This is a genomic window from Shewanella sp. SM95, from assembly GCF_025653595.1.
Classification (GTDB): domain Bacteria; phylum Pseudomonadota; class Gammaproteobacteria; order Enterobacterales; family Shewanellaceae; genus Shewanella; species Shewanella oncorhynchi.
Map to the genome: position 1 here is coordinate 42,949 of NZ_JAKKSE010000015.1, position 24,183 is coordinate 67,131.

18 protein-coding genes are annotated in these 24,183 nt (G+C 44.7%); 5 read left to right on the forward strand and 13 right to left on the reverse strand.

What is annotated here, in order from left to right; genetic code table 11:
* Positions 1–11 precede the first annotated feature (11 nt).
* The 3 genes from slmA (at position 12) to folE (ending at position 3,650) form a co-directional block, all read left to right on the forward strand.
* Positions 12–605, forward strand: a complete 594-nt coding sequence (slmA, locus tag L5M29_RS15750; protein ID WP_113941097.1) for a nucleoid occlusion factor SlmA — start codon at positions 12–14, stop codon at positions 603–605.
* 135 nt (positions 606–740) lie between these two features.
* On the forward strand, positions 741–2,729 hold the full coding sequence (locus L5M29_RS15755) for an alpha/beta hydrolase family protein (protein WP_263168665.1): 1,989 nt from the start codon (positions 741–743) through the stop codon (positions 2,727–2,729).
* A 270-nt stretch (positions 2,730–2,999) separates the two neighbouring features.
* A complete protein-coding gene (folE, locus tag L5M29_RS15760) occupies positions 3,000–3,650 on the forward strand; it encodes a GTP cyclohydrolase I FolE (protein WP_006079864.1) in 651 nt (216 codons plus the stop codon).
* A 219-nt stretch (positions 3,651–3,869) separates the two neighbouring features.
* Here the strand turns inward: folE and pyrE are convergent, their stop codons facing one another.
* Both pyrE and rph read right to left on the reverse strand, forming a co-directional pair.
* Positions 3,870–4,511: an orotate phosphoribosyltransferase gene (gene pyrE, locus L5M29_RS15765; protein ID WP_006079863.1), complete on the reverse strand. Its 642-nt coding sequence runs from the start codon at positions 4,509–4,511 to the stop codon at positions 3,870–3,872.
* A 163-nt stretch (positions 4,512–4,674) separates the two neighbouring features.
* Positions 4,675–5,388, reverse strand: a complete 714-nt coding sequence (gene rph / locus L5M29_RS15770) for a ribonuclease PH (RefSeq protein WP_006079862.1) — start codon at positions 5,386–5,388, stop codon at positions 4,675–4,677.
* 537 nt (positions 5,389–5,925) lie between these two features.
* Here rph and L5M29_RS15775 point away from each other — a divergent pair.
* Positions 5,926–6,789 carry a YicC/YloC family endoribonuclease gene (locus L5M29_RS15775; RefSeq protein WP_006086670.1) on the forward strand — a complete coding sequence of 288 codons (864 nt, stop codon included), beginning with the start codon at positions 5,926–5,928 and terminating at the stop codon, positions 6,787–6,789.
* 90 nt (positions 6,790–6,879) lie between these two features.
* Here the strand turns inward: L5M29_RS15775 and L5M29_RS15780 are convergent, their stop codons facing one another.
* The 8 genes from L5M29_RS15780 to L5M29_RS15815 form a co-directional block, all read right to left on the reverse strand.
* Entirely contained in the window at positions 6,880–8,202 is a 1,323-nt protein-coding gene (locus L5M29_RS15780) for a hypothetical protein (protein ID WP_263168667.1), read from the reverse strand.
* A 58-nt stretch (positions 8,203–8,260) separates the two neighbouring features.
* Positions 8,261–9,691 carry a zincin-like metallopeptidase domain-containing protein gene (locus L5M29_RS15785; protein WP_263168669.1) on the reverse strand — a complete coding sequence of 477 codons (1,431 nt, stop codon included), beginning with the start codon at positions 9,689–9,691 and terminating at the stop codon, positions 8,261–8,263.
* 140 nt (positions 9,692–9,831) lie between these two features.
* The gene (locus tag L5M29_RS15790) at positions 9,832–10,029 is read right to left on the reverse strand and encodes a hypothetical protein (protein WP_263168671.1); all 198 of its coding nucleotides are present in this window, start codon (positions 10,027–10,029) and stop codon (positions 9,832–9,834) included.
* Entirely contained in the window at positions 10,026–10,484 is a 459-nt protein-coding gene (locus tag L5M29_RS15795) for a hypothetical protein (protein WP_263168672.1), read from the reverse strand. The genes L5M29_RS15790 and L5M29_RS15795 overlap by 4 nt, the downstream gene beginning before the upstream one ends.
* The gene (locus L5M29_RS15800; RefSeq protein ID WP_263168674.1) at positions 10,484–11,845 is read right to left on the reverse strand and encodes a restriction endonuclease subunit S; all 1,362 of its coding nucleotides are present in this window, start codon (positions 11,843–11,845) and stop codon (positions 10,484–10,486) included. Before L5M29_RS15800 ends, L5M29_RS15795 begins: the two co-directional genes overlap by 1 nt.
* The gene (locus L5M29_RS15805; protein ID WP_263168675.1) at positions 11,842–13,455 is read right to left on the reverse strand and encodes a type I restriction-modification system subunit M; all 1,614 of its coding nucleotides are present in this window, start codon (positions 13,453–13,455) and stop codon (positions 11,842–11,844) included. The genes L5M29_RS15800 and L5M29_RS15805 overlap by 4 nt, the downstream gene beginning before the upstream one ends.
* Positions 13,456–13,581: 126 nt before the next feature.
* A complete protein-coding gene (gene fic / locus L5M29_RS15810) occupies positions 13,582–14,700 on the reverse strand; it encodes a protein adenylyltransferase Fic (protein ID WP_263168677.1) in 1,119 nt (372 codons plus the stop codon).
* A 222-nt stretch (positions 14,701–14,922) separates the two neighbouring features.
* Positions 14,923–15,822 carry a radical SAM protein gene (locus tag L5M29_RS15815; protein ID WP_263168679.1) on the reverse strand — a complete coding sequence of 300 codons (900 nt, stop codon included), beginning with the start codon at positions 15,820–15,822 and terminating at the stop codon, positions 14,923–14,925.
* A gap of 69 nt (positions 15,823–15,891) precedes the next feature.
* Between L5M29_RS15815 and L5M29_RS15820 the strand changes: the two genes are divergently transcribed.
* Positions 15,892–16,683 (forward strand): hypothetical protein, encoded by a 792-nt coding sequence (locus L5M29_RS15820; protein ID WP_263168681.1) that lies wholly within the window; start codon positions 15,892–15,894, stop codon positions 16,681–16,683.
* Here the strand turns inward: L5M29_RS15820 and L5M29_RS15825 are convergent.
* Genes L5M29_RS15825 through hsdR form a run of 3 tightly spaced genes read right to left on the reverse strand, consistent with a single transcriptional unit; the run spans position 16,672 to position 24,064 of the window.
* On the reverse strand, positions 16,672–19,671 hold the full coding sequence (locus tag L5M29_RS15825) for a glycosyltransferase family 2 protein (protein WP_263168684.1): 3,000 nt from the start codon (positions 19,669–19,671) through the stop codon (positions 16,672–16,674). The two genes, L5M29_RS15820 and L5M29_RS15825, sit on opposite strands and share 12 nt — an antisense overlap.
* Positions 19,649–20,485 carry a glycosyltransferase family 2 protein gene (locus L5M29_RS15830; protein WP_263168685.1) on the reverse strand — a complete coding sequence of 279 codons (837 nt, stop codon included), beginning with the start codon at positions 20,483–20,485 and terminating at the stop codon, positions 19,649–19,651. The genes L5M29_RS15825 and L5M29_RS15830 overlap by 23 nt, the downstream gene beginning before the upstream one ends.
* Positions 20,486–20,491: 6 nt before the next feature.
* Positions 20,492–24,064, reverse strand: coding sequence for a type I restriction-modification system endonuclease (hsdR, locus tag L5M29_RS15835; protein WP_263168687.1), 3,573 nt, complete (start codon positions 24,062–24,064; stop codon positions 20,492–20,494).
* Positions 24,065–24,183 lie beyond the last annotated feature (119 nt).

The window sequence follows — 24,183 nt, forward strand, 5'->3', positions numbered from 1 at the left end:
AGGATACTGCAATGGCTGTAAGCCCAAAAATTAATCGTCGTGAACACATTCTGCAATGTCTAGCGCAGATGCTAGAAACCAACCCAGGACAAAGGATCACCACAGCGAAACTGGCCTCAGAAGTCGGTGTATCGGAAGCCGCCCTGTATCGCCACTTCCCGAGTAAAGCGCGGATGTTCGAAGGCTTAATCGAATTTATCGAAGAGTCGTTATTGTCGCGCATCAATTTAATCATGGATGACGAAAAAGACACCATGAAGCGCTGCCAGTTGGTACTGCAACTGCTGCTGATCTTTGCCGAGCGTAACCCAGGAATTTCCCGCGTTCTCAACGGTGATGCTCTACTCGGTGAAAATGAACGCCTGCGAAGCCGTATTGGTAACTTATTTGCCAAAATTGAAACCCAGTTAAAGCAAATTTTACGGGAAAAAACCCTGCGAGAAGGTAAAGGCTTCAACTTAGACGAAGCCATATTAGCCAATTTACTGTTAGCCTTTGCCGAAGGCCGCATCGCCCAATTTGTACGAAGTGAATTCAAACTCAAACCGACGACACACTTCGATGAACAGTGGCGTTTTATCCAGCACCAACTTTTACAAAGCTAATGATTTTTCAACATAAAGGACGGTAACTCTCGTCCTTTATGTTCGATATTCCTTCCTTGTTTCGCTTCATCTTTTGTTTTATCCTCGAAAAACATTTCAAGAACAAAAAACACAATGATTTTACAAGGATGTCAGATGAAACTCTTCCGATTAGCCATGTTGGCGACACTTTGCTTACCAATACTTCCAATACCCACCTTTGCAGCCAATAGCTCCAACGCGAATGCGTTATCGCAAGCACAGTTATTCAGTAAAGGTAATGAGTACTCAGATGTAAAAATATCGCCTACTGGTAAATACTTAAGCGCTATCACAAGTGTCGAAGGTAAAAACGTTCTCTTAGTCTTAGATACCCAAACCAAAAAACTCCTCAATGCGATACGTTTTCCCGGTAATGCTCAAGTCGGCGACTATGAATGGGCCAACAGTGAGCGACTGGTACTGGCAAAAGAATACCTAAAAGGCTGGCAAGACACACCTATCTACTACGGTGAATTGATGGCGGTAAATGCCGATGGTTCACGAAAAGCGTATCTATTCGGTTTCGAGAGTGGCGAGCAACAAACAGGTTCAAATATCAAGAAAAACACCCCTATGCGGGCAAGCGCATTTATCCTCGATCCTCTGCCAGATGATGAACGCTACATGTTAGTTAATGCTATTCCATGGAATGATAAGATCAATCTGGACGTGGAACTGTTACAAGATGTCTATCGCGTAGACTTGTTCAATGGCACACGCAAACGCATCACAGGCTCACCTATTGGCCAAGCTCGCTTTATGACAGACCATGATGGAGAGGTTCGCTTCGTTGCAGGTGAGGACAATAAAAATATTACTAAAGTGTTCTACCGCAAAGACGGTAACTGGATAAATACTGACAAACTCAACCTAGGTCTAACTGACTTTAAACCACTCTCCTTTGCCGATGACAAAAATACAATTTATGCCGCCGGTCGATCCCAAGGTGAAACCTTAGGGGTTTACAAAATTAATCTCGAAACGGGCGATAAAACTGAAATCATTCAGGATGAAAACGTTGACCCTAGCAACTTTTGGATTAACGGCACCAATAAACAACTTTACGCCGTCGAGTTTGAAAATGGTTACCCAAGTTATGCCTTTGTCGATAATGAGGATTCGCACGCTAAATTGCTAAAAGATCTGCTGGGTGCTCTCCCCGGTCACCAAGTACGAATTGTTAGCGAAACCCGAGATGCAGCAAAACTCGTCGTACTTGCGTTTAATGATCGAAACCCTGGCGATTACTACATATTTGATACAAAAACACTAAAACTTGAATATCTAGCCGCCGCTAAAAAATGGCTCGATCCAGAGCAAATGGCTGATGTTAAACCCATCACTTTCACCAGCCGTGATGGTAAACAACTCCATGGATATCTAACGCTCCCCTTTGGTAAAGAAGCTAAAAACCTACCCTTAGTCGTCAATCCACACGGTGGTCCACACGGTATCCGTGACTGGTGGGGCTTTGACCCACAAAACCAATATCTAGCAAGCCAAGGCATAGCCGTTCTACAGGTCAACTTCCGTGGTTCAGGCGGATATGGCGATCAATTTGAACGCGCAGGCTATCAAAAATGGGGCTCAGATATTCAGCACGACATTATCGACGCAACCCAGTACGTTATTAACCAAGGTTTTGCCGATAAGGAACGCATCTGTATTGTTGGCGGCAGTTTTGGTGGGTACAGCGCCTTGCAGAGCGCTGTGCTTGCGCCAGATATGTTTAAATGCGCCATAGGTGTAGCTGGCGTATATGATCTTGAATTGATGTTTAATGAAGGCGATGTCGCCAACAGCCGTTCTGGTACTAGCTATCTCAAGGATGTGCTTGGCCAAGATAAAGCGGTACTTAAAGCAATGTCTCCTTCTGAAAACGTCGATAAACTCAAAGCAAACATACTATTGGTGCATGGTGGTGAAGATGATCGAGCGCCAATTGAACAACTCGAATCCCTCGAAAAAGGCCTAAAAGCTCACAATTATCCTTACCAAAAACTGGTGATGGACAATGAAGGCCACGGTTTTTATAACGATGAGCATAGAGCGAAATACTATGAACAAATGCTCAGTTTCCTAAAAACCAATCTGAAACTTTAGAATTGACTCAAACTTGCCGATACTACTAGGCTAAACTCGATTGGCAGTGGTAGATTTAAAGCCGATATCCGATAAGGACTATCGGCTTTTTCATGTGGCCTATGAGCGTTTTTCGGTATGAATTGTCTGCAATTCGCGCTATCCTCGTCCCCCTATTCTTGCCCTAGCGAGAATAACAATAATTTGTATCTGATGCTGAACAGCCCTAGTACCACGCGATGATCAGCATAGGTTTTCTGTTATAGCCGCTACGACGTAGTGGAGGATAAGATGGCATTAAGTGAAGCAGCAGTAAAAGTACAAGCCGCGTTATTAGAACGTGGACTTGAAACCCCAATGCTCCCAAGCGTTTACAGCAGTGAAGAACGTAAAGACAAGATTGAACATCATATGAAAGAAATCCTGACATTAATGTCATTGGATCTGTCAGACGATAGCCTTGCCGATACGCCGCGCCGCATTGCTAAAATGTACGTCGATGAAATCTTCTCCGGCTTAGATTATGCGAACTTCCCTAAGATCACGGTTATCGACAATAAGATGGGCTTCGATGAAATGGTGCGAGTGCAAGACATTAGCCTCACCAGCACCTGCGAACATCATTTAGTGACGATCGATGGTACTGCCACCATAGCTTATCTGCCACGCAAAAAAATCATTGGTTTATCAAAGATTAACCGTATAGTACGTTTCTTTGCTCAACGCCCTCAGGTACAAGAGCGTTTGACTCAGCAAGTGTTAGTCGCGCTACAAACCTTGCTCGAAACCAAAGACGTTGCGGTTAAAATGGATGCTGTGCATTACTGCGTCAAATCCCGTGGCGTGATGGACTCCACCAGTTCGACCACCACCACAGCACTTGGCGGTATTTTCAAATCTAACCCCGCAACTCGCGCCGAGTTTTTGCACCAGTCTAAATAAAAGTATTGAAACTTAACGTGATTTAAAACGTGTCGAAATCAATCAATACAGCTCAATAAAAAACGCTGCGATTCCTTCTATAGAATTGCAGCGTTTTTTGTTTTCATACCAACTCAATCAAACCCTTCTCAACCTAGCTAAGATCAATGCTGGCTGATTAACTAATTTCACCAAGCCTGCGATAGCCGCTTGCTCAATACAAGCTGCCAAACACTAGACTTAAATCCCGTATTGCTCGCGGTACTGGCTCACAGCGGCAAGTTGCACTTCCATCCCTGGTTTTTCAGACAAATAACTGATTAGGTCGGCAAGTTTAATAATTGCCACTATGCCACAACCAAAATCACGCTCAACCTCTTGAATAGCCGATAACTCGCCCTTGCCTTTCTCTTGTCTGTCTAAAGCAATCAACACGCCCGCTAATTGTGCTTTATGAGCTTCGATGATTTCCATAGACTCACGAATCGCAGTACCCGCAGTGATCACGTCGTCTACCAACATCACGCGGCCTTTCAGCTCGCTACCAACTAAGCTGCCACCTTCGCCGTGATCTTTTTTCTCTTTGCGGTTAAAGCAGTAAGGAATATCGATATCGTGGTGTTCACACAGGGCAACCGCCGTAGTGGTCGCAATTGGAATACCTTTATAAGCTGGGCCAAACAGCAAATCGTAATCAATGCCAGAATCCACTAATGCAGCGGCATAAAAACGGCCCAGACGCGCTAAATCACGACCAGTATTGAACAAACCCGCATTGAAGAAATAAGGACTGATACGGCCCGATTTAAGGGTAAATTCGCCAAATCGCAACACCTGACGTTCTAGGGCAAATTCAATAAACTCACGTTGATAAGCTTTCACAATATCTCCTTACGACTTTGTATTTTACTGGTTTTTTATTATGGGGAATTTTTATTCGGTACAGGGCTTGCTTTACACTAGCATCTTGCTGCAGATAAAAAGCTGCAGTTAATAAAAAGCCCCGCACTCTATAACATGACGGGGCTTTTTCATCACCACAATATTAGTTCAGTGCGGCTTTCTGCACATCGACGATTTCACGAATACTGTTCTTCGCCAATGCCAACAGTTCGAGTAATTCTTCGTGGCTGAATGGCTCGCCTTCGGCGGTGCCTTGAATTTCGATGATCTTGCCCGTTTCCGTCATCACCACGTTCATGTCCGTTTCGGCGGCGCTGTCTTCGATATATTCTAGATCGCTTATTGCTTCACCCTTGTAAATACCGACGCTGACAGCAGCGATAAGGAATTTCAGCGGGTTAGATTTAATGATGCCTTTACCACGCGCCCAGTTCAGCGCATCCACTAAGGCCACACAAGCGCCAGTGATAGAAGCAGTGCGCGTGCCACCGTCAGCTTGGATCACATCACAATCGATCACGATAGTGTTTTCGCCTAGGGCTTTCATATCCACACAGGCGCGTAGAGCACGGCCGATAAGACGTTGAATTTCTTGCGTACGACCAGATTGTTTACCGCGAGCAGCTTCACGATCCATACGGCTATGGGTCGAACGTGGCAACATGCCGTATTCAGCCGTTACCCAGCCTTGACCCTGACCTTTAAGGAAACGTGGCACACCTTCAGTAAAACTGGCGGTACAAAGCACTTTCGTTTCGCCAAATTCCACTAACACAGAACCTTCGGCATGGGCCGTAAACTGGCGAGTGATAGTGATGGGACGAGTTTGTGCTGGCGTTCTGTTACTTGGACGCATGCGAGATTCCTGTATTCTGAGTCATTGACCGATTTTGGCTGCATATTATAAGGGCTTGAGCCTTAGGATGCCATGCTTAGGGTGATTCTCTGGCAAACTCATCACACTCAAACGCCTAATCCGTGTCCTTATACCCAAACAACCTGAAGATGCAGAATTCAGCGGGAGTTTAACGCACTTTAGGCAAGGCCCTTTATTGCTCCTGCATAAATGGCATTCACGCCATCCATGGCGATTGCGGTTATTTGCGGACCTAGTGGGCTAAGTTAAAAATAACCAACGCAGCATAAAGTGCGTTACCCCGTGGTTAACATCAGCCGCTGGGACGGAGCGCCTAGGGCACTTCACTTCCGTGTTACATCAATTCAAAAGGTGGCCGACATTCTGTCATTGCTGCGCCTTGAATTGAAGCACCCTAGGCGCTCTGAAACTCGTATCTTCAGGTAGCTTGGGTATATTTACTGTATGCCTTTAATCCTAAAGCCATTGACTCTATAATCGCCTCTCATTATGACGATTACACCATTAGGACAACCCATGATCCAAAGCATGACAGCCTACGCTCGCATCGAGCACAAAGCACAATGGGGCACAGCCTCCTGGGAAATTCGCTCAGTCAATCAACGCTATCTCGAAACTTACCTACGTTTACCCGAGCAATTCCGCAGCTTCGAACCTGTACTGCGCGACCGCCTTCGTAAACGTTTAAGCCGCGGCAAAGTGGAAGTCAATTTGCGCTACGAGCTGGCAGACAACAGCAATAACGAGCTGCAGTTGAATCAAGCGCTAGCAAAACAGCTATTAGGCGCCGCCACTTGGCTCAAGCAAGAAGCGGGACAAGGCGATGTCAATCTGACCGACATCCTGCGCTGGCCGGGCGTGCTAGCGAGCGGTGAACAAGATATGGATGCCATCGGCGCCGATCTGATGACAGCCTTCGACTCAGCCATAGATCAATTCATCGAAGCCCGTGGCCGTGAAGGCGAAGCCATCAAAGACATGCTGTTAAGTCGCTTAGACGGTGTGAGCGAACAAATCGCCGTCGTACGCGAGCACATGCCAACGGTAATGCTGTATCAACGCGAAAAGCTCACCAACCGCCTTGCGGAAATCAAAGGTGAACTCGACCCAGCCCGCATCGAGCAAGAAATGGTGCTTCTGGCTCAGAAACAAGATGTCGCCGAAGAAATGGATCGCCTCGAAGCCCACGTAGCCGAAGCTCGTCGTATCCTCAAAAAAGGCGGCAGCGAAGGTCGCCGTTTAGATTTTATGATGCAGGAATTTAACCGCGAATCGAACACACTCGCCTCTAAATCCATCAGCACTGAAATCACTTCAGCCGCAGTTGAACTTAAAGTGCTGATTGAGCAAATGCGCGAGCAGATCCAGAACGTTGAGTAAGGTTTCAACTTGTTCTAGCAGGTTATAAATAACCAATAAAACCCAGCACTTGCTGGGTTTTATGTTTTTACAGGTTCGTGATTGTTTGCTCTATGTAAGCGAAAAAGAGGTATTACAGATTGGGTGATTCTTTATTGATCTAAATAGGGGGTAGCCCGCATCTTGCGCCAACACATTAAGCCAAAGATAGAGTTCACTTGGGCATGTCAGTAGCCAAGCTTGGCATTGAAATGCCGTCATTACCTGTATAGGTAATGGCATTCTAAAATCCAGTCGTTCCAGTACCTGCATTGGTAATAATAACGATTGCGCAAAGGCATGATTATGATAAAAAATACCAAATTCTATGCCCTTATCAGTCATGACAAACTGGAGATCTTTTACCTCTGCAACAAACTCAACGAGATCTAACCGCAGTAAATCATCAGTTAAAGAGTAAGCGGGATGCTGGCGTGGTGGTGAATAGGGTAAGGCAGTAAAAATTGCAGTCTCTAGCGCCGAATACTGTGTTTTAGGCTCGCTTAATGCTTCATCTTGCTCATCGGCTCCACTCTCTGCGTAAGTTATTGCATCTAGCTGAAACAGACTCGCAATCTGCGGCTTATTCAGACTGAGCAAATCTGACAATACATCAGCATCAAAGCTAGGATCATTGAGAAAAGACATATAGCGGGCAAACCATTTAAGCCCTTTTTGGCTTTCAAGCTTATCATCGCGCCAATCTTCAAGTGCCAAATGGATCAATCGCTCTCGCGTATCTCGTTTATCTAAAACGGGGTTTATTTCAGCACCGATAGCAACCAAGCGGTTCATGCCAACAAAATCACGCTGGCGGTATAAGTGCACTAACAGCGGGGCGCTATCATCACCATTAACCGAATGTTGCCAGTCAATCTCCAATAATGGATATAGCCCTTCATATTGGGGTTCCATTAACCACATTTGTGGGCAGTAATGATCGCACCAGTCCCATACGCCGCAAAACTCTGCCACCTCCCTTGCCTTGCGGTTGGCCTCGTATGAACATTGGATCTCAATATCGGGATGCAAGAGTAACAGGTTAAAAATGGCTCTTTGATTGTAAGCAACCGCCATGGCAAGCAAGTTATTTTCAAATCCATAGGCAGCCAAATTAGTTTGTGCCAATAGTGCGGCGACTAATTGAGCGTTGCCTTTTGCTATCGCGATTTCAAAAGGGTCTGGCTCATCCCATTGTTGTTCACACTGTTCAATGAACGCTTGTGCGGCACTTGCGTACTCCTGTGCTGCGAATAAGCTATTAAAGTCTTGGCGCTCTACTGTTTCAGGCTCACTGGCTGGAACTTGGTAATCATTAAGATAACTTAACAGCCAACTGCTTTCTCGGGCTTGTTTTAGCCATTGAACATCAAGCAGTTTTTTATTTTCAATCATTACGTACCCTTAAAAATCCGAATGGCTAACCACCTTATTGTTAATTTCTAATCAAGCTTTAGCTATTTCGATCATAGCGTTTAGGATAATAAATATAATTACTCGCCTTATTAGCTAAATATGCTGTTTTCTCTAAGGTTTTTATTGTGTTTTTAGCATTCAATCCACCCAACCAACTTTTGATATAAGCAAGTGAGTTAGGACGAACGCTCTTGACTAAGCCAAATCTCGCACATAGGAACGCAGAACCAATCTCAGCCACCAACTCCTCAAAAGCATAATCTGCGTCACCGAACTGCCCGAAAGTGCGGTTTAATCTTGTCTCATGTCCCGTCCAATGCACTAGCTCATGTAGTAAAGTAGCATAATAAGCCTTGGTACTATCTTTGCCCCTAAATAGCTCTTTACGCGGCACTTCAATATAGTCATCGTGATAATGGAAACAAGCCTCACCATTATGGGTGTGCTGTATCACAAGCATATTTTCTGGCGCTTGTGTCAATTCCTGAATTCGGCTTGCGAGGACAGGCAATTCTTGCACTTTGGTATCTTCAAAACTTTTACCAGTGTAACCAATAACCTCATCCGCGTTATAGACTAATGAAACCTTGCGGCCGAACGTACTTTCAAATGTAGCATTCTCACTGTCTAACTCATCTTCACTACCTAACTTGAAATAATGAAAAACGGGAGTCGCATTGGCATTTGGCTTTAGTTCGTACCCCATTGCTGCCCACTGTTTTTGAGTCGCCCACATATGGCTGTCATAACCATAGATTTCTGCGTTAATTGACAAAAACATCCAAGTATATAAAGACTTATACTCCCTCAAGGTTTTTGCATTGTAATAGGACTCATAGTTAGCATGGGTGAGCCACTCGGCAATAAAATCTTTAGAATGCTCACTCCATCCATTGGCGATATTTTCAAATATCGGCGCATCCAAATCCCAGTTAGCTGCACCTGCTTGAGCAAGATCGGCTAATCTTCTAAATTGTTTAAACATGGTTCCATTTAGCGATTCCAATAACTGAGTTGCTGAACCAAGTTGAATATCTAAATCGAGCTCATCTAAATAGCTGCACCACCAATCAAACTCTAACAATAAGGGCTTAATGTCCCCTTTAGTCGCCGCAGCCCAATCTTCACCGACGGCGCAATCAAAGATCTTTTCTAAATCACTGGTGCTATGCCTACGTTCAAATTTTTTTAATATTTCTGGATAAGGCATATCCACGCTGGCTTCCAGACTGGCAATCATTTCTGCCGCACTTCTTAATCCTGCAATACTTGCGCTCAGCGCGTCATCTTCAGACAACCAGTCGATAGGGCTAGTCGTAGTCCACGTTGCTTGCAGAAAAGTGCTGAATTTCGTATTACCATTCATGCTTTCAGATCGGTTCAGCAAATTGTCGACAGTACGCCCTGTTGCCAAAGCGTACTCGGATTGCACAAATGGATTTCTCCTAAACTCTGCTAAATTGCTCATATTTTAAATCCTTTTATTGGTTGAAGTTGACTGTCTCAAGCAAGTTACAAACATCATTGAAAAATTTATCACTGACTCACAATAAGTACACACTGCATGGATTGAGTATTTTGATTTTGGCTGCTTACCTCTCGGGCGCGTTAAGCTTTGATACGTTTCAGCAAAGCCTCGGCGCTGTTATCACCTGATATCAGTTCAGGGTTCGCAGCACGCCACAAAATGGTCGGGAGCCATTTTGAATGACCACAGGTCGGCCCGAAGGGCAAACTACAGGGAAGTAGTTTGTAATCGGCGGTTAGTTCACCTCTGAAGGCTTTAGCAGTTAACTGATTCGTCATGCTTTTGCCTTTTTAGCTGTTGTTTTCTTTACCGGCTTAAGCTTAGCGCGTTCAGCTTTGATTCGTTTTAGCAAGGCTTCGGCGCTGTTGTCACCGGATATCAGTTCAGGATTTGCAGTACGCCAATCGGCAGTCAGTTCGCCGCGGAAGGCTTTAGCGAGTATCGACTGAGTGAGATTGTTGACCCGTAATTGTGCTGCATTGACCTGAGCTTCAACTTTATCGGCACAAGATGGACGGGATCCATCTTGGACAGCGGTACGCTGGCCCGCAGGGCAAAGCACAAGGATGTGCTTTGCAAAGGCGAACAGCGCTTCGACACGACGGACACAAAATCGTCGGGAACGATTTTGGACTGCTGAAAGCAGGGCCGAAGGCCGAGTATCAGGGATGATACGAGCAATTTCGGTTTGTTCTGCACCACCAGCTAAATTCAAACTATAAATAACACCCATTATGCTTTTGCCTTTTTAGCAGGCTTCGTTTTAACAGATAGTGCTTCACGTTCGGCTTTAATGCGTTCAAGCAGTGCTGTAGCGCTGTTCTCGCCGCAAATAAGTTCAGGGTTAGCGGCGCGCCAGTCGGCAGTCAGTTCGCCGCGAAAAGCTTTGGCGAGTATCGACTGAGTGAGATTATTAACCCGTGTTTGTGCGGCATTGACCTGCGCTTCGACTTTATCGGCGAAGGCGAATAACTCTTCGACACGACGGACGATTTTGACTTGTTCATCGTAGGGGGGAAAGAAAACTTCTAACCCCTTAATCACTTTCTGGTTTAAATTCACCATGGTTGAACCCACAGCGTCTTTATTAAAGTAATTAATCGCAACGGTTGAGCGTAGAATGGAGCATAAATATTCTGGAAGAACAGATCTGTCTGCACGTAGAACCATTGAACCAGTGCCACATAGCATAGGTTTACTTTCTTCGGGTACAACTGCAGCTCTCCCCATTTCACCTCTGCGGCCTAAAACAATGTCACCAGGTTCAAGCTTCCAAGAGCTTAACTCAGCAAACTTATCTTTAGTTACAGTCATATGATTGGCAGGTGCTATTGCTCCATTATTTATATGCATTGGGTTAATTAAGGGAATCCCATCGATTACATATTCTTTTTTGTGTAACGCACTACCGAAGGGGCCAGTTTTAACTGTTACACCAGCTTCACCTAGAGTTTTAAAATTCCTCTCTTCATTTTCTTCTGTCAATTTTCCACTCACTGCGGCGGCGAGGACGGATTGGCGGAAGGATTTTAAGATGGCGGGGATGGCATCGAGGCGGGCTTTGGTACTTTCCACCTGTGCTAGCAGTTCATCCAGCTTGTCGGCAATCACTTTTTGTTCGGCTAGTGGGGGGAGCATTACAGTTAGTTCTCTTAACTTTTTTAAATATATTCCTTTTTGTGCTGTCCCTTTAGCATTATCAAAAATTTGAGATTGAAAAGAACTATCTTTTAACGCTAAACCGAAAAAATTAGAGTCAATTTGGGGGGCTGCGAGAACTGCGACACTTCGCTGCAGGGTGAACTTTTGAAAGTCATTTGGCACTACAGCTACGCGCCCTAAAGCTCCAACTATTGTTAATAAAATATCCCCAGTAGTTACCGATGTTCTTCTATCCTCAGTTTGGAATTGCTCTACAGGTATTAACCTATGCGTTGCCTGAAAATCAATGATTCCATCATGAATATTCTTAGCACTTAACATTGGAAGACCTGTTTCAGTCTCTTTTGGTGGATTATGTGAGCCATCAGTTACTTTGTCACATATGTCATTAAGAGTGACCATTTTCCATTCTTTAGGCATATTCCAACTCATTCTCTCACCCCACCAGCTAATGAGTTAACCAAAGCTTCAAGATCCGCCAATGCGCCTTTGAGTTCTGTCATAGCTTCGCATGCCAATTCTTCTGGGGTGCCTAAGTCGGCGGCATCAACGCTATTAGCATCTTTGAGCCATGAAATATCCAGTGAGTCACCTTTGGTGTCGCGGATAAACTCACGACTGAATACGCGCCAACGACTCTTTTCTAAGGGCCGCTCAAGGCTGTCGGCTATTCGCTGCGCTTTCTCGCTTGTGTCTATGCCTTGATTAACAACTGAATCATCAACTTCCGCTTCTTCGGCATTGAAGCTCCACTCTCCCTCTTTACGTTCAATAAGTGGGACATTACACACAACTTCAAACGGGGTTAAGTGTTGTTCACCAAAGGGGGTGCGTTTACCAAAGTTAGGCATGTTAGTACGCAGGTCATACACCCAAGTGTTAGTGGTGCAGTTTTCCTCTTGTAACTTGTTTTTGGTACTGCCTTTAGTGAAAAACAAGACGTTGGTTTTCACGCCAGCGGCGTAGAAGATGCCTGTCGGCAGACGCAAAATAGTGTGTAGGTTGCACTTGTGCATTAAGTCGCGGCGCACGTCAGTACCGACGCCCGCTTCAAACAAGACGTTATCTGGCAATACCACGGCGGCGCGGCCACCAGGCTTTAGGTTGCGGTAAATGTGCTGTAAAAACGCCAGCTGTTTGTTGCTGGTGGGATAGGTTAAGTCGTCACGGGTGATGGAGGCATCACCACCCTTACTGGTGCCAAAGGGCGGGTTAGCCAAGATAATATCGGCCTTGGGTAAACTCATACCGACTTGACCCAAGGAGTTACCTAAATGCACTACGCCTTCATCGTCACCTTCCATGCCATGGAGTAGACAGTTCATTAACGCTAAACGGCGGGTGGAGGGCACAAGCTCGACACCGACAAAGGCGTGGTTTTTTTGAAACTCTTTTTGTTTGTCGGTTAAATCATACAGATCATCGGTTTGCGCTTTAATGTAGCTATCGGCGGCAATTAAAAAACCTGCAGTACCAGCGGCGGGATCTTGAATCACTTCGCCCGCTTGCGGGTTAATGACCCGCACCATAGAGTCGATTAATGCACGCGGGGTAAAGTATTGGCCCGCACCGGATTTAGTCTCGTTGGCGTTTTTTTCTAACAAGCCTTCGTATAAGTCACCTAAACCGTCTTTTTGGGCGCTGAACCAGTCAATCGAATCCAGTGATTTTATCAGCTGCTTTAAATGGCGTGGCTCACGCAGGCGGGTTTGCGCATCGGCATAAATGGCTAAAATCAGCGGATCGGCGTGTAGGGTATTGCCTTCACTGTCTTTGCCCGTCGATAGGGTGAGTAAAATGCGTTTGTAATCATCAAGTAGGTTGAGGCCATCTTTATCGTTTAAGTCAGACCAGCGGCAGCCGCTTGGCAAGGTGTGTTTATTGAGTAAACCTGCCTCGGTATTTTCGTGCACCATTTTGATAAACAGTAATAACACCAGTTCGGTAACGTAATCGGAATAGTTAATGCCGTCGTCGCGCAGTACATCACACAGGTTCCAAAGTTTTTGGACGATATCGCTGTTGCTGCTTGTTATGCTCATGGGATTCTCAATGTTGTAATTTGGCTAATGATTGATGCATTAGGCTTAGGTATGTGGTTTATAAATAGGTTCAAGCTTATTGGCTGTCATCACCTAGCGTTTAATGACCTGTTTACATTACCCTGTTCAAAGCTCATAACGGCTGAACTGGTTACTGTCTTTGGTCATCAAAGTGACAAATTTAGGGTGGACAAACAGCTTCTCTTTACCCGATTGCACCTCTTCAAGCACGCCGATGTCGCATAACTGCTTTAAGTAGACTGAGGCGGTTTGACGTTTGGCTAAGCCACTTTCGACAAGGTTTTGAATACGGCAATAAGGTTGCTCAAAAATCACTTGTACCAACTCATGGCTGTAAATTTTGGGTAGCTGCTGACGCACATATTCTGTGGTATGGGCGATGAGTTCGCGCGCTGCGGCAATTTTAAGGGTGGTCCATTTAGCCGTTTGCTCGACAGCGTTAAGGATAAAGATGATCCACGGTTGCCACTGTTGCTGAGTCGTCACGTTAAGCAATAAACGGTAATAGTCTTGCTTATTCGCGACAATATAGCGGCTCAGATACAAGATAGGTGCGCTGAGTAATTGTTGGTCGATCAGGTAGAGAATATTGAGCACACGACCCGTACGACCATTACCATCGATAAAAGGATGGATAGCTTCAAACTGGTAATGGGCCATGGCCATTTTGATCAGTGGATCAACATCATCTTGATTATGCAAAAAGGCTTCCCAGTTACTGAGTAAGTCACGAATGACACTCTCGCCTGCTGGTGGCGTATAAATAACCTCACCTGTGGCCTGATTCGTTAAGCTAGTACCAGGCACTTTACGCACGTCCATCTGCACGGACTTAATAGTGCTGCAGATTTCTAATGCGGTAGTGACACACAGGGGGCGGTTGCTTAGCTGAGTAAAGCCTTGATAAAGCGCAGTGCGATAACGTAGCGCTTCTTTGGTCATAGGGTCCGCTTGGCTATCTTCTTGGGCATACTGAAACAGCTTGTCGGTGGTGGTGACAATATTTTCAATCTCGCTACTGCCTTGGGCTTCGAGCAGTGGCAGTAAGTTGATGAGCAGACCCTGATTAGGTAGCAGCTCACCTGCTTGTTTTAGCTCTGCAAGGGCGGCACGGGCAGGAATACAGGCTTTGAGTATAGGTAAGGTTTCGGCCAACTCCGCGAGTGCGCTATCTAGCGGTAGTGGCGGTAAATGGTTGTATGCTTGTTCAGCTTGCCATTCCATGTTTAAAAAACCTTCTTTTATCGACATAAATAGAGATTGCGGTGAGCTTATGTCGATTCAATCGACATGTAAAGAAAACATGTTGACAAAACCTAGTTTAATCGACATGTTTGGATTATTTTGGGACTCATGTCGATAGCGTCAATATCAAAGGAGCGTTAGGACTGCCGTTTTGTGTTCAGTGACATGTAGAGAAATACTTATTTCTACAAGTCACTCATATTATTGGATGTCTATTCGTCTTTTAGCCCAATCTTGGTAATGCTTATCCCAAGAGCGAGAATTCTTTTGAACTTCCAAAGATGGACGTAATTTTTCAGGTACGTAGTGCCCATCATAAAATCGACCACACAATCGACAAGCAATGTCCATCAAATCTCTCATCTCATCACTAGGAGAGGGGAGCGATTGTCGGCCTCTGTGTAAGCCCAACACTCGATCTATTCCACCAGCAACTGCACAAGGATAATAACCTTGCGGAGTGAGCCCCATACCGCAGCTGCTTGCTATATCGCACCCGTTGCTATAATCGGCAAATTTGTATAAAACACTGTCCTGCGGAGCCATATTGAATGGCCCAAAACTCGGCTGAACATTACCGGTTTTATATGAGTTTTCAACCCATATACCTTCTGGTAGGTTTTCTAGCGCGGCATTGACCTTTCGACCATAACCGTTTGTGACCAACTCAATAACCGTGTCAGGATGATGGGTTTTCAGAACTAATAGTTGTTCAATTATGGATTGAAACTCTGGGTGTAAAGTCGGCTCGCCACCTAAGATCCTAATGCGTTTCCATGGTGTTTTTCGTTGTAATGATTGCTCAACAAAATTAACTATCTGGCTTAAATTTATATGAATATTATCAGGTGCTTGGGCGGAGGAACGATTGCAGTTATTACATTTTAAGTTACATTGATATGTAATATCGATTTCAATTAACTCATGCGAGGTATGATATTGCCCTCCCAGCATCATTGTGGAAAGCTTTTGAACCCTCACCCAACGTAGTATTTTTTTCACTGCAAACTTCGCGCGAACCAATGCGATATACTTAGTTGGGTAATCTTTCGGGTATCGAAAAGTTGTTTGATTGCTCTTTTGTAAATTCCAAATTTTCACGATGTACTTTTGCTCCTTGCTTGTAACTCATACTATGTGAGTTACGTAAATTGAAACTCGCGATTGATCATGCCCAACAGAAATGACTACCAACCATCAATGCCTTGGCAACTCATTGGAAATGGGCCTAAGAATGACACTTTTCATACGTCGTCATTACAATTTCATACTAACGTAGTGGTGTTTAACCATGGCTTTGAAGAGCTGACCACCGCAAGTCGCATTTATAATGCAATGCTAGCGAAATCCGATTCTCCTCGTTGTATAAATGGCATTCTGGCAACCAAATCATTTTCAATGCAATTAGCACAAAGCTATCTAGAGTTAAGTTCTGCTTTGAAGCAAATAGCATCGGTTGGACTAACTACACTGCATGCGCTCACTCAGACATCAGAAAAATATATTAATGTCATTGGTATGACATTACTTCCGTCGTTAGTGAAAACAACCTGTTGGGCACCTAATCAAGTTGTCCCAAGCCATTACCATAATTGGCTAGGTGAACGTCGCATTGCCCTTAATCTATGCCAACAGTTTCCCATTACATGGCCAGACTTAACGCTTAAATCGAATCCTATAGGGCATGATTGGATTGCAAATCCTGATCGCTTATTACTCGAATTACAGCAACAGCCTGCCAATACCAAAGCACTTGTTCGGCTATCAACTATCTCTGCAAAATGCTGGTTAGAGCACCTCTCCATAGACACATTGACTGCACTTGAGCCCTTATTCCATTTAGATCGTAAATCACATCGTTCCAAAAACTGGTGGCTATTCAACCATGAAGCATCTTTCGAAATCGCTCGGATTCAATATACTCTTGCATGGTGTCAACAATCCCTTTTGCTAAGTACCTAAGGGCGCTTTCGCAAAGATCTCTTCGAGTAGTTTGACTTGCTCGACCTTCAATGCTTTGGGGTATTCGCCTCGCTGGTGAAAGTATGTATAGCCCTGGTCCACGAACATAGGGACTTTTGCCAATTCAGTCATCGGCAACATAGTCGCATAATCCGTTACTGATGATATCCATTCGTTACCGTTCTTAAAGTAAGTGAGAGGGACTTTATCAAATAATGACTTTTTAAAAGCTCGTTGATGGGCCCAAACGTTACCACCACCTTTATACCTCACTTCGGTATATTCAGGTTTGTACAGCTTTAACGGTTTATTTGGCCTAAACATCGGCATATGCACTAGATCGGCCCCCTGATTCGCGGCGTTATAGATATTTTGCACTACGTCTTTACGCATTAAGCAATCATCTTGATCTAAGATCACTATCATGCTGTCATCGTTGGTGCATATTTCAGATATGGCGTAGACAAAGTTAGGTATATGTCCTTGGTGTTTTTCGCGACGAATGAGGGTCGTTTTAGACTTCAATGAGCCCAGAACTAGCGGGTAGTGCCAATTGTTAACATAGCCACTAGCATCATCGATTAACACAATGCCGAACGACTGAAGTGTCTGCGCTCTTAAGCTATCAAGGCATCGTACCAGCTTTTCAATAGCGGTATACCGCCCCTTTACTAAAAAGATAACGGGTTCATTTCTCGGCGGGTACCGCCAATCGGCATTGGCAACTAAGTCAAACTGTTCTTGTTGTGTGTTTGGATATAAACCTTGAGCTATACAATCTCGAACAACAGCAAAATCAATAAATGCCTTGTCTTCATTGCGAGGGTGAATGTAGAAAGCGTTAGGATCACCGCCACGTAACGAACACAAGTCATCTAGCTGCTGCCTAGCTTGCAATGCTCTATGCCAAGTTAAGGTATATTTGCCATTAGCAATTGGGTTGGCTATCGGCTGTAGCGCTTTCACTTTTTCGAGATCCAACAATCCCATTCTCACTTCGGGTGCAAACTCCCCGCTTTGCCCGAAATAAGGTAAAAAGTTATCCGTTGACTTAGGTATATTGAAGCCGACACTAATCACTTTTGGGTCTAGTAATTCGGTTTTCATTTCTGCCAAGTAATTATGTTGCCAATCTTTTCGCCCCACTAGTACGTCACAATCACACTGCAAAACATAACGCGTTTCAATTTGATCAAAAGCCCACAGTTGAGAAAAAAGAGGCGCTAGTTTCTCTGTGTGAGAGTGGGTGATCTTAGAGGTTCCAAACCATTGGCCGTAAGTCTCCTGTATTTGTGACTTGCAAGTTGGCGCAACAAGAATCTCATCAATAAGCTGCTCCCTAAGTAGTGTGTTGGCAGCAAGATTCAGTGTATTGAAATTACCGGGGTGAAACTGGCGTAAAAAAGGCCCCCGATAACTATCGAGCAGTAAGATGACTCGTTTAAATCTCAAGGGGTAGTTGAGCTGAGTAACAATATGACTGACTTGTGAGAATAATATCTCAGCATCTTGCGCACAGGCTTTAATGAGTAGAGTGGTCTCTTTGTCGTGGCAAGCTTTGAACCCTGTCAACGCTTGGGTGTTTACTAGGTGAACATGAGGATGCAATGCCTCAATCAGTGCCAAATAGAAGTCTGAAAAACCTGTCAGTTGCTGCAATGTTTTATCTTGAGCAATATATGATTCGCGCCTGACTAATTCTTCATCGGGTAGTTGTAATATGGCAATCGCATACAGGCGCGCCGCCATGTCCAGAAACTTACTTGATGTTAGGGGCTGAATGTCACTGCCTATATCAATATAGTGAAGGCTACCATCCGGTAGTTGACGAATATTATCTCTTTTAATATTCATACCGCAGATCCCTGCGGTGTACATTCCCTGCAGAAATTGGCCAATCACAACAGAGGACAAGGGCAGTTTGAGTTCTGTAGAGCCTAAATCTGGTGTACTGTAGCTCCAGCATTCCTGGTGCTTTCTCCACTCGACTTGCGGTACAAGGCTATTGTTGGGTAATGCCTGTTTAAGCCAAGCGACGTGCTCATCATTAATCGCCCATGGATAAAACTGTTTCTCTATTTTATTCCCATTTTGAATCACAATCCCTTCTTGCCCTGAGCCTAAATAGTCGTCATTGGACTCTATCGCTAACAACCATTGCTTTGCAACATAAGCCAAACGCTGGCGTTGCTCTTTCCAAAGATCTTTTTTCTTATTACTTTGGGTATCAGTCCCCCCCAAAGTATATATCGCATAGCAAGGATAACTGACAACTTCACCCGTAAACTGAGGTAATAACAACAATCTAGTAACAAACCAATGATCCTCAGCACTGCGAATATTTGGATAGCGCTCAGTGACCTTGGTGCTGATGAGTAAGTTACATGAAGGGAGTTCATTGCTCACTTTCCCCCGGCAAAAGTCGTCGATAAAAGCGACAAGTTTGTGAGGATTTAATAGCAACTCTGGGTCAGCTATGTTTATCTGAGGTAATGTCTTCCCATCGAGGATTAATCTATTACTCCCCAAGACGAAATCAACCTGTTTCGCCTCTCCTTTGACCCATAATGACTCAACACTTTTGAGATTGTCGAAGGCATCATCGGCATCAAGTCTAGCAACCCATTTCGCCTTGGACGTTGCTGCATAATCAAGTATTTGATTCCTCATCCTCGCTGGTGAACCACAAAAAGCACTTATTACCGTTACCGAAGGATGAGATCGCAGTTCTGCACAACAGCTCTGCCAGTTATCTGTTGATTGGTCGTCCACGATAATGATTCGTGCTTTGCGTTCAATAACGACGGTTTGAGATATCGCACTTATTAATGCTCTTGCTAGAGTATCTGCCTGATTGTGTAAGCCTATACCTATTATAATCGGCGCATTAACATATTCTGGGGCGCATAATTTATGCTTTACGATTTGACGTAATACTAAACCGACCGATGACTTGCGAGTAGTTTTAAGAGAATGTTCCAGCAACAATTCTAATATCCTTATTAGTGTTTATTTCATTCAATATTGTTTGCTCTGTGATATCGAACATCGATGACACTCTTTCAAAATACTGATGTTTTTGATTTTCATCCATGAGATAACCATGAAGCGCCATGAACTGAGCACAACCGATTAGTTTTTGTAGAGACCCCTTAGCGGATAACGCACTAGTGTGAACACCAACACTCCAAGCGACTGTAACTGCCTGTGTATAGGTCATTTCAACTTCTGGCAATGCCAATATCCTGATGGCTAAATCTTTATCATTGCTGCTCACCAGACCATCACTGAAGCCTCCGACGTTCTTTAAAAGTTTCAATCGACAAAAAGTATTTGAACCTTGCCAGCCAGGGTTACCAACTAAGAAGTCACTCCGCTGAACATTATTAGGAATGTTAGCGGAAACAAATTTTTCATCTCGAACAACAGAAATGCCTGATAACACAACATCAGCTCGCCCCTCCTTAGAGTGATTAATGCATTTTTCTAAGTGGTTTGGATGCCAATAATCATCGTCATCTAATATAGCGACATAGCAATCTTCGAAATGTTGATCAATGTAGGTTAACCCGGTATTCCAAGCACCAGCTGCGCCTTGGGCGCGCTGATTCACAAGAACTGTAATGTGAAAAGGTGCAACCACGACCTTAACGGCGGCAAGCTCTTGCTCTGTTAAGGCTAATTTATCAGTTACTAGTACGATTTTATTCGGTTGATAAGTTTGCGCTATAACTGAAGGCAATGAGACAGTTATAAGTGATTCAAAGCGCGGAATTGACGCGATTAATACAACGATGTCCATCAAGCGCTAGCCCACTTGCCACAGGTAATTGTTAAGCTCGTCCAAAATGGTATCGAGTTGGTCATTCAGCACGCTGTTAAAGCGTTTGGCACCACCGTCACTGGCAAAACGATTATTCACAAAGGCTTTATCAATCACAGCCTCATGCACCAATTGTTTTGCTAGGCGGTCTAGCCACTTACGTTGGTTTGGGTTCCAATCATGTTCGCTGTAAATGCGTTGCATGGCGTTATTCACCCGCTGGGCAAAGGGGACTAAGGCTTCATCCAATGCGGCTTGGCGAATATAACCGATAATACTGGCGGCGATATCTTGGTTAGTGTTTTTACGCCACGCACTTTGCAGGTGGGCTTCGCTATAGCCAGCCTCATCAAGCAGTAATTTGACCTCTTTTAGCTGAGCTCGGGTGAGATCTTTAGGTCGATTTACCACCACGGACAAGGCTGCTGATTGGTTAATATTTTGCTTAATGAAGTGACTGAAGCTTTCAAGGTAATCAGCGGGCTTTTCGTGTACACCGTAATTTTGCTGACGCTCTATGAACTCATCACGCCCTTCATAGATGATCGGCATATTGTCGCTGCCCACCAGATAACGGACTTCGGCTAACTGATTAATCAAACTTTGGTGCTGCTTAAAAAATTGTGCCGCTTCTCTGGGGCCAATTTGATGTAGATGCTGGTGGAGTTTCTCTGGTGCTACGCCCCATAACTCTTCAAGTTGCTCGAGCTTGGCTTTAAGCTCTGGCTTATTTTCGGCTTTTTTGGTCGCTTTTCGCATCACCCGCATCACTTTCTGCCCAAGTTGATTAAGCACGTCGTGGGCATGGCTATTGGTGTGACTATCTGCATCTGCACCAGAACCGACTTGTTCACCTGGGGTATTAAGTGCGCGTTCTAAAAAAGAATCGTCACTTAACTCGTCCACCAGCTGCTCAAGGGTGATGTTGGGATCTTTAACTATCGGCTTCATAGTGTTAACGGCTTCAAGCGCGCTGTAAATATCAACCGGATCGTAAATCTTAAAAGCCGTTTTACCTATGTCGTCACAGCGGCGAGTGGCACGGCCCATCATTTGCTCATACAGAATGCGTGATTTGACTCGACGTAAAAACACTAAATGACAAATCTTAGGCACATCGATACCGGTTGATAATAGGTCAACAGTAATGGCGATATTAGGGTAACGCTCGTTTTTATATTGGCGTATCAACTGGCTGACTTTATCACTTTGACCGGTGATTTTAGCCACTGCCGCTTGATTGTAGTCATCGCCATACATATCAAGAAAGGCTTTATCTAATAAGCGTTTTACCATGTCTGCATGCACATCGGTTGCACAAAAAATCATGGTTTTCTCATCGCCAAAAGGGTCTAACTCTTTGATTAATTCTTGGCAGATGACCTCATTAAACGACTCAGTTATCACCCTTTTATTAAAGGATTCAACATCGAACTTTAATTCGTCTTCTAAATCGGCCGTTTCAATTTCACCAGTTTGGGTGTTGATGGAGGTGACGGTTTCGCCTTTTTCAAACTTAATGCCGTGTTTGTTTAACAGCGTTTCATAGCGGATCGGTGGCTCATGGTCGATGAGCCAATCGTCGGCAACCGCTTCGCGATAGCTGTAGGTATAAACTGGTTTACCGAAAATCTCACTTGTATGCTTGGCAGGCGTTGCGGTTAAGCCGATACGCACCGCATCAAAGTAATCGAGTACCCGCCGGTAACTGGACAGATATTGGCTGGCATCGCGAGTGGCAAGTTCACCTTCGGTCATTTGCTGATCTAGGGCATAACCTCTATGCGCTTCATCGACAATAATGCAGTCAAACTCGTCCAGCGGCGGCCGGTTATCCGACATACAAATCCGTTTGACCATGGCTTGTACTGTCGCGACTTGAATGCGAGTTTCGGCTGCACTTTTCATATCGCCAAGCTCGGCAATATTGTAGATAGACGACAGCACTTTGTTTTGTTCAAGCTTGGCTTCGTCAAAGGAGTCGCACGCTTGCTCACCCAAGGCGGTTCTATCAACAAGAAACAAGATACGCCTAAAACGCTCGGTCTTTAAAAATCGATACATCAAACCAATAATAGTGCGGGTTTTGCCTGTACCTGTGGCCATTGCCAGCAGACATTGAGTGTTATCTTGCGCTAAAGCCGACTCTACAGCTGCGATAGCTTTTTGCTGGTAATCGCGCAGGCCGAGGTAATCAAAGCCTTCCTGTTGCAGTTTTTGCTCGGCGGCTTCGCGGCTGCGCTTTAGCTTATCAAGCAGGCCATCGGGCGAGTGAAACTGTTGCAGCGCCCGCTTGGTGTTACTGGGTTTACGGGTATCGCGAAACCAAGTGCCTGATAACTCCGCCAGTTGCTTACTAAACTCGCGGCCATTACAGGAGTAGACAAAGGGTATATGGTAATGGCCGTCTTCGTCATCGGCCCATGCAACGGTGCGTCCCTCAATTTCCCATGCACCTTGTTGAGGCGCTATCAGTTTATAGCCTTTGGAGTAACGCTCGGCTTGGGAAATTTTACCGGCAACGTTGGTGTTTTCTTTTTTTGCTTCCACCACTGCAACGGGGACTAAGCCGCAAAATAGGACATAATCAGCGCGGCCTTGCTGGCCTTTATGCCATGTTGGCCACTCTGCAATCGCGAGGTTTTTACCTTTTTCAGGCCGAGCGCCTTTGCGGTAATCCAACCTTTGGGTATCCGCTATCCACTTGGCCTCATTTAGTTGCTGATCAATCAGCACTCGAGTTAACTCTTCGCTTAACTCAATGTGATTACCCGCTTTACTCGCTTGCTGACTAAGTTGTTTCTTGTTTTTTGTCGCCGCTTGGTTATCGACTTGAGCAAGCAGTACTAATTCAGCTTGTAGCGCTTTAATGCGTAATTCGAATTGATGCTTTTGCTCTACGAGAGCTTGCTCATGCTGCGCGGCCAACTTTGACAACGCTCGCGCCTCTGCATCCATTTGCTCAGCTAATACCGCGTACTCTTCTTTCTCACGGGCCAGTAATGTTGTTAATTGCTGATTATCTGCTAATTGCTGGTGGTTATCGTTAAGTTCGCTACGCAATAATTCAATTTGAGTTTGTAACTCTTGCAGTTGCTTACTGGGATCTTCAGGTGGGACAAACGGGCCAGCTTTAAATGCGGTCTTTTGATCGCCAAATGTATGATGGAACCAAATCGCTAGGCTACGAGCTAGCTTTAAGCCTTCTAATGCTTCTTTATGTTGGGTTCGAAATTGGTGAGTTGCTTTATTGCCTTCAATCCTTAAGGCATGAAATAACTGGCGGACCACAGGCTCTAAGGTTAACTCACGATTAATTTTGAAGAGTAAATCTGCTTGAGTCGTTTTGTCATCAAACTCTATGCCGCACCGAGCCGCAATATCTTGCGCCATCGCTTCCCCTAACTGGCGCAGCTTAATTAAGGTGGTGTTGGGATCGCTGGTAAACGCACGTTCAGCACTGCTGGCTAAATCGATAAAAATAGGGTCGTATGGTTTGAGAAAACTAAAGTTAGCAGAGTCCTTTTCAGTACTCTGACTTTGTGTGTCTAATGCCATCATTCCCTCGTAGCGCTACTGCAATTCTTCTTTAGACAGCCATCATACCTTGCCAAAAATGAACAATCACGTGGATTGTTAACGAAGATGTATATAGAGATCAAAAAGATAAGATTCTA

What these genes read in the sequence shown, in the direction of transcription:
- fic (WP_263168677.1), bottom strand. Translation starts at nt 14,700, where the DNA reads ATGGAATGGCAAGCTGAACAAGCATACAACCATTTACCGCCACTACCG.
- L5M29_RS15830 (WP_263168685.1), bottom strand. Translation starts at nt 20,485, where the DNA reads ATGGACATCGTTGTATTAATCGCGTCAATTCCGCGCTTTGAATCACTT.
- L5M29_RS15775 (WP_006086670.1), top strand. Translation starts at nt 5,926, where the DNA reads ATGATCCAAAGCATGACAGCCTACGCTCGCATCGAGCACAAAGCACAA.
- L5M29_RS15780 (WP_263168667.1), bottom strand. Translation starts at nt 8,202, where the DNA reads ATGATTGAAAATAAAAAACTGCTTGATGTTCAATGGCTAAAACAAGCC.
- L5M29_RS15790 (WP_263168671.1), bottom strand. Translation starts at nt 10,029, where the DNA reads ATGACGAATCAGTTAACTGCTAAAGCCTTCAGAGGTGAACTAACCGCC.
- L5M29_RS15785 (WP_263168669.1), bottom strand. Translation starts at nt 9,691, where the DNA reads ATGAGCAATTTAGCAGAGTTTAGGAGAAATCCATTTGTGCAATCCGAG.
- L5M29_RS15805 (WP_263168675.1), bottom strand. Translation starts at nt 13,455, where the DNA reads ATGAGCATAACAAGCAGCAACAGCGATATCGTCCAAAAACTTTGGAAC.
- L5M29_RS15755 (WP_263168665.1), top strand. Translation starts at nt 741, where the DNA reads ATGAAACTCTTCCGATTAGCCATGTTGGCGACACTTTGCTTACCAATA.
- L5M29_RS15800 (WP_263168674.1), bottom strand. Translation starts at nt 11,845, where the DNA reads ATGAGTTGGAATATGCCTAAAGAATGGAAAATGGTCACTCTTAATGAC.
- L5M29_RS15820 (WP_263168681.1), top strand. Translation starts at nt 15,892, where the DNA reads ATGCCCAACAGAAATGACTACCAACCATCAATGCCTTGGCAACTCATT.
- hsdR (WP_263168687.1), bottom strand. Translation starts at nt 24,064, where the DNA reads ATGGCATTAGACACACAAAGTCAGAGTACTGAAAAGGACTCTGCTAAC.
- L5M29_RS15795 (WP_263168672.1), bottom strand. Translation starts at nt 10,484, where the DNA reads ATGGGTGTTATTTATAGTTTGAATTTAGCTGGTGGTGCAGAACAAACC.
- rph (WP_006079862.1), bottom strand. Translation starts at nt 5,388, where the DNA reads ATGCGTCCAAGTAACAGAACGCCAGCACAAACTCGTCCCATCACTATC.
- folE (WP_006079864.1), top strand. Translation starts at nt 3,000, where the DNA reads ATGGCATTAAGTGAAGCAGCAGTAAAAGTACAAGCCGCGTTATTAGAA.
- slmA (WP_113941097.1), top strand. Translation starts at nt 12, where the DNA reads ATGGCTGTAAGCCCAAAAATTAATCGTCGTGAACACATTCTGCAATGT.